Genomic DNA, 7,464 nt, shown 5'->3' with positions numbered 1-7,464 from the left:
GTCGCTCTACTACCTGCGCTCCAAGTCGGTGCAACGCGCGGCCCACGCCGGCGGCGAAGGCATCGTGATGATGGACACCGGCCCGACTGAACGCGTCGATTATGACGAGTGCCTCGCCTGCCAATAGGCGGAGCGCCAGCGCCTAGATGAACGCCCGCCCGTTTGAGACCTCCAGGTTTCAAGCGGGCGGCGTCGTTCCGGCCCCGGCCTTTTCGGGCGGCGCCTCAAAAACCCGCGGTTCTGTGCCGGATTGGCACGAAGTGACTTCCACCTGACGATCAACTCAGGTGTGAACCCCATATCCCCTGACGACCGGGAACGGATTTTCCGATTGCGCCATTCCATCAGCGTGGGATGGTTGTTGAGCCGCGCGCTCAACGATGCGGTACGGGAGGTTCGCCATGAGGCTGTTGGCTGGTCTAGCCATCGCCCTCGGATTTGGCGCTGCGACGGAGGTCGCCGCGCAAAATGCGCCGACGATATCGGGCTCTTCGCAGCTCATGGATGCGGCCTTCGCGCCCGATTTCGCGCCCCGCGCCCGGGCTGACGACGACTTCTCCAGTCTCATTTCGCGCGAGCAGGTGCGCCCGGACGGAACGCCTGTCCGTTGGCGGACGAACGAGCTGAAGCTGGGCGAGACGAAGTCCGGCTCGGTGGATTCCCTGCGCCTCAGCGTCGGCGGCGGTCTGCGCTCGCCCAGCGGCCTGCCGCAGAACCTCGACAATCGCACCGCCCAGTTCGACGCCGACGCCTATGAGATCGCGGTCACCCGCGACTGGGCGCCTGTGCGGTTCGACGCCGGCGACCTGGACGTCAATCTGACGCCCCACACCGGGGTCGGCGTCAGCAACGCCGGCGGCCAGGCCGAGGCCGGCGCCACCCTCACCGTCGGCCAGAAGCGCGACGACGTCGCGGTTGACCGCTTGAACGATATCGGGGTCCGCGACGGCGCGGCCTATGGCGATCAGGGCCGCTGGTACCTGTTCGCCGCGGCCAGCGGCCGGGCGGTTGGCCTCAACATGCTCAACAATGGCGAGGGTTGGAACCGCGACGGTTGGACCACCGACCGCGCCAGCGCCCTGATCGGCGACGCCCACGTCGGCGTCGGCTACCGCAAGGGCGCGATGCAGACCTCGTTCGGCTATATCCACCGCGAGGTGAAAGGCGAGCACATGGTCTTTGGCCAGAAGACCAAGGAAGACTCGATGCTGGCCTTCTCCCTGTCGATCAAGCCGCAGAAATAGCCCCCCGGCTCAGGGCGTGGGCGTGATCATGCCGACTCTCAGGTCGGTGGCGACATAGGCGCAGACGTCGTCCGCGAACAGCCGGCCATGGGCGACCCCCAGCGCCAGCTTGCCGCGCCGGGCTTGCCGCACGCTGACCTCATAGCGCACCAGCTTGGTCTGGGGCGTCACGTCGCCCCGAAACTTGATCTCGCCGCCAAGCGCGCGCCCCTTGCCCGGCGAACCCGACCAGCCCAGCCAATAGCCGAGCAACTGCCACATGGCGTCCAGCCCCAGGCAGCCGGGCATGACCGGGTCCCCCGGAAAGTGGCAAGGAAAGAACCAGAGATCCGGGGTGATATCCAACTCGGCGACGATCTCCCCCTTGCCGAATTCACCACCATCCAGGCTCAGCTTCGTGATCCGGTCCATCATCAGCATCGGCGGCGCCGGCAGCTGAGCATTGCCAGGACCGAAATAACCGCCGTCGCTGGACGCGATCAGATCTTCCTTGGTGTAGCTGGACTTCGGCGTATGAAACTCGTGCGGATCGGCCATGGCTTTGTCGCTCCCACCTGTCTGAATATCGAATTCCTACGAGCGTCCGCGGCTCTGGGGAGCTAGGCTGACAGCTCTTTATTGACCGCGCCAATTATCTCAGAGGCCACTATGCAGTTTGACGACGTTATTCTCGGTCGCCGGAGCATCCGCGGTTACAAGCCCGATCCCGTTCCTCGGGCGCTGATCGAGGAAATCATCGGCTTGGCGATGCGTGCGCCGTCGTCGATGAACACCCAGCCTTGGAATTTCTACGTCATCACCGGCGAGCCGCTGGACAAGATCCGCGCCGGCAATACCGAGCGGATGGTGTCGGGCGTGCCGCAATCGCGTGAGTTCCGCACGGGCCAGGCCTTCGAAGGTGCGCACCGCGACCGGCAGGTCGGCGTCGCCAAGCAATTGTTCTCGGCCATGGGCATCGCGCGCGAGGACAAGGAGATGCGCCAGGACTGGGTGCTGCGCGGCTTCCGTCAATTCGACGCGCCGGTCTGCGTGATCGTGACCTATGACCGCGTGCTGGACGGCAGCGACGACACGCCCTTCGACTGCGGCGCGGTGACCACCGCCTTGGTCAACGCGGCCTGGTCGCGCGGGCTGGGCGCGGTGATCAACAGCCAGGGCATCATGCAGTCGCCGGTGGTGCGTGAGCACGCCGGGATCGCCGACGATCAGGTCATCATGAAAAGCATCGCGCTCGGCTGGCCAGATGAAACCTTCCCGGCCAATGCTGTTGTGTCCGAACGCAAAGCGGTGGCCGAGGCGAGCGTGTTCGTCGGTTTCGACGACTAGGGGCGAGACGCGCGCGGGCGAAAGCGGCGCTTCGACCGGGGCTTGAGATATATCGGAAGTGCCGCTATTGAACGCGCCGCAGCGCGCTGGCGCTTCCGTAAGCGTTTACGTTAGCCAACGCATCCCACCCCCACCCCAGCCGGGCGAAGGGTCAGGCCCGCTTTGGCGAGCTGGATGTGTCGCGCGGCGCTTACGGAGTCTTCCATGTCTGTATTTCCTCGCCGTCTGCCCGCGCGTTTCGCCGGTCTTGTCATGCCCCTGGTGTTGTCGATCCTGATGACCTTCCTGGTGTCTGGGATCTCGACCCTCAAGAGCGTTGGCGCGACGCCCGCCATGCCGGCCGCCTGGATGGGCGCCTGGGGCGTTTCATGGCTCGTCGCCTTCCCGGCGTTGCTGCTCTTGCTGCCGGTTGTCCGGCGCATTGTCGCCCTGGTGGTCGAGCCAGCCTGACGAGGCTGCCTGCGTGGCGATCGCTTACGTGTCGTCCCGGAGGCTGCGCCGCGGCTGTCCGGGATCCACGTGTGCGTCACCGAGGGGCTTTAGCCCTCCGCAATTTCCACCTCGGCGCTGGCGCGTGGACGGTGCGCTTCACGACGCCATCGGCTTCCAGGCCCCGCAGCTGCTGGACCGGCCGCATGGGGAAGTGAGCACCTCCGGCCTAATTCCGCGTGGTCTTGCCGCGATAGGTGATGCTCAACGCATAGCCGTTGCTGTCGATCTCCGATCCATCCTCGCGGCGATAGCTCAACGACAGCAGCCAGCCGGCCGGCAGGTCGATATCGAGCCCGGCGCCTAGCACCCAGGCGTCGTCGTTGAAGCTGCTGAGCGACAGGATGTAGTCACTGGTCGCCGGGTTGAGCACGTAGTTCATCGCCTGGTCGCCGCTGTTCTGCAGCGCGGCGCGGTACTCGATCAGCCCGAACGGCCGCAACCCGGTCTCGCCGTGTTTGAACCGCCGGCCGGCCTCGATCCCGAAGGCTAGGCTGGAACTGTCGATGGTCTGCTCGCGATAGGCCAGGTCGAAGGCGCCCAGGCCGGTCTCCCGATAAGCCTCAAGCGTCGTGCGGCTGGCGTCGAGGCGCCCATAGCCGGTCAGGACGCTGCGCGGGCTGCGCTGCTCGTAGCCCATGGTCAGCGATCCGAACCATTGGTCGCCGCTCCGTTCGGCGCTGGCCAGGGCGCCGGCCTCGGCGCTCCAGCGGGTCATGTCGAAATCGAGCCGTCCCCAGCCGATCAAGCCGTCGATGAATAGGTGCTCGTTCAGTCGCCACAGGCCATAGCCCGAGACTGAGCCCTGCTGGCCGTCCATGCCCGAGGGCGAGCCGTTGAAGTCGGTGTCGTTCCAGCCCAGGCCCGCCGCCGCGCCGACGATCAGCTGGTCATTGATCTGCCGATCGAGGCCCATGCTGAGGCCCTCGCTGCGCACGTCAAAGCCGGCGAAGCCGTCGGTCCCAGCGCGTTCGTCGAAGATCAACGCCCCAGCAGTCCAAAGCCCCCAGCCCTCGAGAAGACCCGCGCCGCCCTGGCCTATCGCTAGGCCGCTGGTCGGAAGGCTCATGTCTCGGCCCGCCGCGCTGTGCAGATTGAAGGTCAGGCCGTTGCTGGACGCATTGGTCCCGCCCGAACTGCGCAGTTGGCGCAGGCGCGACTGCACGTTGGCCTGTTGGGCTGCGGCGAAGCGGACGGCCGCATCGACCTGCGCCTGGCTGGCGGCGGTCACCGTCGAGTCCTTGGTCGGATCGGCACGCGAGGTCACGGTCAGGACCAGACTGATGTTGGCTGAGGCGTAGTCTCCCGCCGCCGCCTGGGTGGCGGTCAGGATCGCGGTTCCCGGCCCGACCAGGGTCACGATCCGGCCGCTGACCTGCGCCACGGCGACATCGCTGCTTGCGAAGCTGAATGCCCCCCGGCTGTCGCTCTTGGGCTCTGCGAGTTCGAACGTCGGGTCGCCAAAATTCTTGGTCAGGTCGCCGGTCCAACCCAGCGTCGGCGTCGCGGCGCCTATGGTGACACCCAGCATCGCGGTCGGCGCGGCCAGATGGGTCGCGTCCCCCGCCTGGTCGGCTTTGATCGTGCACAGGCCGCTGGTCAGCATGGTCACGGTCGATCCCTGGATCGAACACACCCCGGCGCTGGCTGGACTTACGGCGAACACTACGGGGCTCGACGAGCCGCCGCCGGCGGCGCTGACGCTGAACGTCCCGCCGGGTTTGAACACTGGCGCGCCCGGGTTGACCGTCAGGGCCGAAATCGTTTGGGCGCTCTGCGTGGGCTGCAAAGGGCCGACTGGCGTCGCCGGCGGAGAGCCGCCCGACGCGGCGCCCGTGAGCGGACCGTTCAACGTCTCGATCGTGAAGCTGTAGGCGACGCCGTTGTTCAAACCTGCGAACACGCAGGGCGAAGCGGCGCAGATGGTGGTGAGCCCGCCGGGGCTCGCGGTGAGGCGATAGCCGGTGATCCCGCCCCCGGTGAAGGCGGGCGGGGTGAAGGTGATGGCCACTTGGCCGTCGCCCGGCACGACGGAATTGATCGTCGCGATCCCTGGAACAACCGCGTTGACCGCGAAGCTGCGGCTGACCTGGGTGGCCGGCAGGTACGAACCGTTCCCCACTTGATCGGCGTTGATGGTGCAGATCCCTGCCGTGACGAAGGTCAGGGCGCCGCCACCGGTGATCGTGCAGACGCCGGGCGTGCTGGAGGTGAAGACTGGTGTCAGGCCGGAATCCGCCGTCGCCGTGAAGGTCGGCGTCGTGCCGAAGTTCTGCGCGCCCGGAAGGGCGAAGGTGATGGTTTGCGTGGCCGCGGGCGTGATCGAGTTCGACGCCGCTGACGCCGAGCCTGTCCCCGCCGAGTTGGTCGCCGTGACGGTGAAGGTATAAAGGGCGCCGTTCGTCAGGCTGGTGACGATGATGCCAGAGCCGGGGCCAGTCCCGAACATACCGTCCGGATTGGACGTCACGGTGTAGCCTGTGATGGGAGCCCCGCCGGTGAAGGTGGGCGCGGTGAACGCGATGCTGGCCTGGGTGTCGCCGGCCGTCGCCGTCACAGCGGTCGGCGCGCCGGGAGCGACGGCCGCGACGGTGAAGGTTTGGCTGACCTGGTTGGCGGAGAGGAAGCTCCAATCTCCCGCTTGGTCGGCGTTGATGGTGCAGCTCCCGGCGGTGACGAAGGTTAGCGCCCCGCCGCTGGTGATGGTGCAGACCCCCGTCGTGCTGGAGGTGAAGGTCACGGGATAGCCGCCGCCGGCGTCCGAGGTCGCCGTCAGGGTCGGCGTCGTGCCGAAGTTCTGAGTACCGGGATTGCCAAAGGTGATCGTCTGCGGCGCCGCTGGCGTGACCGAGTTCGACGCAGCCGATGGAACGCCTTCGCCCGCCGAGTTCGTCGCCGTAACGGTGAAGGTATAGGATACGCCATTGGTGAGGCCCGTAACCGTGATCGGTGACGACGAACCGGTCGCGGTGGCTCCGCCGGGACTGGCCGTTACGGTATAGCCACTGGCGATGATCGCCGCCCCGCCGGTGGAAACTGGAGCCGTGAAGCTGATCGTGGCCTGCGTGTCGCCCGCGGTCGCGGTCCCGATGGTCGGCGCGCCCGGCGTGATCGCGTTGACGGTGAAGGTCTGGGTGACCGTCGTCGCGGCGTTCCAAGCGGTGTCGCCCGCCTGATCGGCGTCGATGGTGCAGGAGCCGGCGGTGATGAAGGTCAGGGCTCCACCGCTGGTGATCGTGCAAACCCCCGTCGTGCTGGACGAGAAGGTCGGGGTCAGGCTCGACGTGGCCGTCGCGTTCAGGCTCGGCGTCGTGCCGAAGTTCTGCGCGCCTGGATTGGCGAAGGTGATGGTCTGATTGCTCTTCGGCGTGACCGTGTTGGACGAGGCCGACGGGCCGCCGGTCCCGTCGGCGTTGGTCGCCGTGACGGTGAACGTATAGGCCGTGCCGTTGGTCAGGCCGGTGACCGTGGCCGTGCAGGCTGCTGGCCCCGCACACGTCCCAAACGCGCCGCCGGGGCTGGCGGTCGCGGTGTAGGTGGTGATGGCGGAGCCGCCGTTGGAGCCGGGCGCGGTGAAGGTGACGGAGACCTGACTGTCGCCAGCTGTCGCGGTCCCGATGACCGGCGCATCAGGCGCGGCGGCGAGGGCCGGCTGCGCGACCAGCAACAACCCCAGGACGGCCATCGCCGCGCCAAAGCGCCCAAGACGCGCGTCTCGTATAGCCATCGTACCCCCACAACTTTGGTGAGCAAGAACACGCCTTGGTTGCTAAAGTGCGAAGGGAATGGATGAACGTCGCCGCAAGCTGGTTGGGCGGCGACACTCAGGCCAGGATCGCCGGCCGGCCCGCGCTCTCGGTGACGACCTCGCCCCCGGCCAGCACCAGTGCGGGAACTTGCCGCATCGGATTGGCGGCCAGGACCTTGTCGCCGCTGGCTTGGTCGTTAGGGTCAAAGGTGTTGGAATCGATCTGGGCGTAGTCCTGGCCCATCGCCTGCAACGCCGCCTCGACCGCGACTGCGCCAGAACCTTTGGCTCCATAAAGGGTTAGCCTGAACATCTGGTTTTCTCCCCAGGCCGTTCACAACATCTTGGGGCTTGTGGCTACGTCGGCACTAGATGTTGGTGAGCGGTGCGTTAAGCTCAGAATCGTTCCTATCCGAATCCGTCCAGTTGGAAAGTCCCGTCGGTGACCGCCACATCCTCCCTGCCAGGCCTGCTCACCCCGTCGTTCGCCTACAAGCCGTTCCGGTATCCGTGGGCCTATGACTTCTGGAAAAAGCAGCAGCAGGTCCACTGGATGCCTGAAGAGGTTCCGCTCGGCGAGGACCTCAAGGATTGGGCCGCCAAGCTCAATGACAAGGAGCGCAATCTCCTCACCCAGATTTTCCGATTCTTCACCCA

8 protein-coding genes are annotated in these 7,464 nt (G+C 66.6%); 5 read left to right on the top strand and 3 right to left on the bottom strand.

Going from position 1 to position 7,464, the window contains the following annotated elements; all coding sequences use genetic code 11:
- Together Q7T84_RS21105 and Q7T84_RS02780 are read left to right on the top strand one after the other, a co-directional pair.
- On the top strand, nt 1-127 hold a 127-nt coding region (locus Q7T84_RS21105), incomplete at its 5' end, for a hypothetical protein (protein ID WP_370653608.1).
- A gap of 274 nt (nt 128-401) precedes the next feature.
- Nucleotides 402-1,244 carry a lipid A-modifier LpxR family protein gene (locus Q7T84_RS02780; protein WP_304806154.1) on the top strand — a complete coding sequence of 281 codons (843 nt, stop codon included), beginning with the start codon at nt 402-404 and terminating at the stop codon, nt 1,242-1,244.
- A gap of 9 nt (nt 1,245-1,253) precedes the next feature.
- On the opposite strand, the gene fabA is transcribed toward Q7T84_RS02780, so the two are convergent.
- The gene (gene fabA, locus Q7T84_RS02775) at nt 1,254-1,781 is read right to left on the bottom strand and encodes a bifunctional 3-hydroxydecanoyl-ACP dehydratase/trans-2-decenoyl-ACP isomerase (protein ID WP_304806152.1); all 528 of its coding nucleotides are present in this window, start codon (nt 1,779-1,781) and stop codon (nt 1,254-1,256) included.
- 111 nt (nt 1,782-1,892) lie between these two features.
- Between fabA and Q7T84_RS02770 the strand changes: the two genes are divergently transcribed.
- Both Q7T84_RS02770 and Q7T84_RS02765 read left to right on the top strand, forming a co-directional pair.
- Nucleotides 1,893-2,570 carry a nitroreductase gene (locus tag Q7T84_RS02770; RefSeq protein WP_304806151.1) on the top strand — a complete coding sequence of 226 codons (678 nt, stop codon included), beginning with the start codon at nt 1,893-1,895 and terminating at the stop codon, nt 2,568-2,570.
- Nucleotides 2,571-2,774: 204 nt separating this feature from the next.
- Nucleotides 2,775-3,020: a DUF2798 domain-containing protein gene (locus tag Q7T84_RS02765; RefSeq protein ID WP_304806149.1), complete on the top strand. Its 246-nt coding sequence runs from the start codon at nt 2,775-2,777 to the stop codon at nt 3,018-3,020.
- A 208-nt stretch (nt 3,021-3,228) separates the two neighbouring features.
- Here the strand turns inward: Q7T84_RS02765 and Q7T84_RS02760 are convergent, their stop codons facing one another.
- Both Q7T84_RS02760 and Q7T84_RS02755 read right to left on the bottom strand, forming a co-directional pair.
- Complete coding sequence (locus Q7T84_RS02760; protein ID WP_304806148.1) at nt 3,229-6,786, bottom strand: autotransporter domain-containing protein; 3,558 nt, start codon at nt 6,784-6,786, stop codon at nt 3,229-3,231.
- A gap of 97 nt (nt 6,787-6,883) precedes the next feature.
- Nucleotides 6,884-7,120, bottom strand: coding sequence for a hypothetical protein (locus tag Q7T84_RS02755; RefSeq protein WP_304806147.1), 237 nt, complete (start codon nt 7,118-7,120; stop codon nt 6,884-6,886).
- 129 nt (nt 7,121-7,249) lie between these two features.
- Between Q7T84_RS02755 and Q7T84_RS02750 the strand changes: the two genes are divergently transcribed.
- On the top strand, nt 7,250-7,464 hold a 215-nt coding region (locus tag Q7T84_RS02750; protein WP_304806145.1), incomplete at its 3' end, for a ribonucleotide-diphosphate reductase subunit beta.

It is taken from the genome of Phenylobacterium sp. (assembly GCF_030654915.1).
Taxonomy (GTDB): Bacteria; Pseudomonadota; Alphaproteobacteria; order Caulobacterales; family Caulobacteraceae; genus Phenylobacterium.
This window is presented reverse-complemented; position numbering and strand designations above follow the sequence as displayed.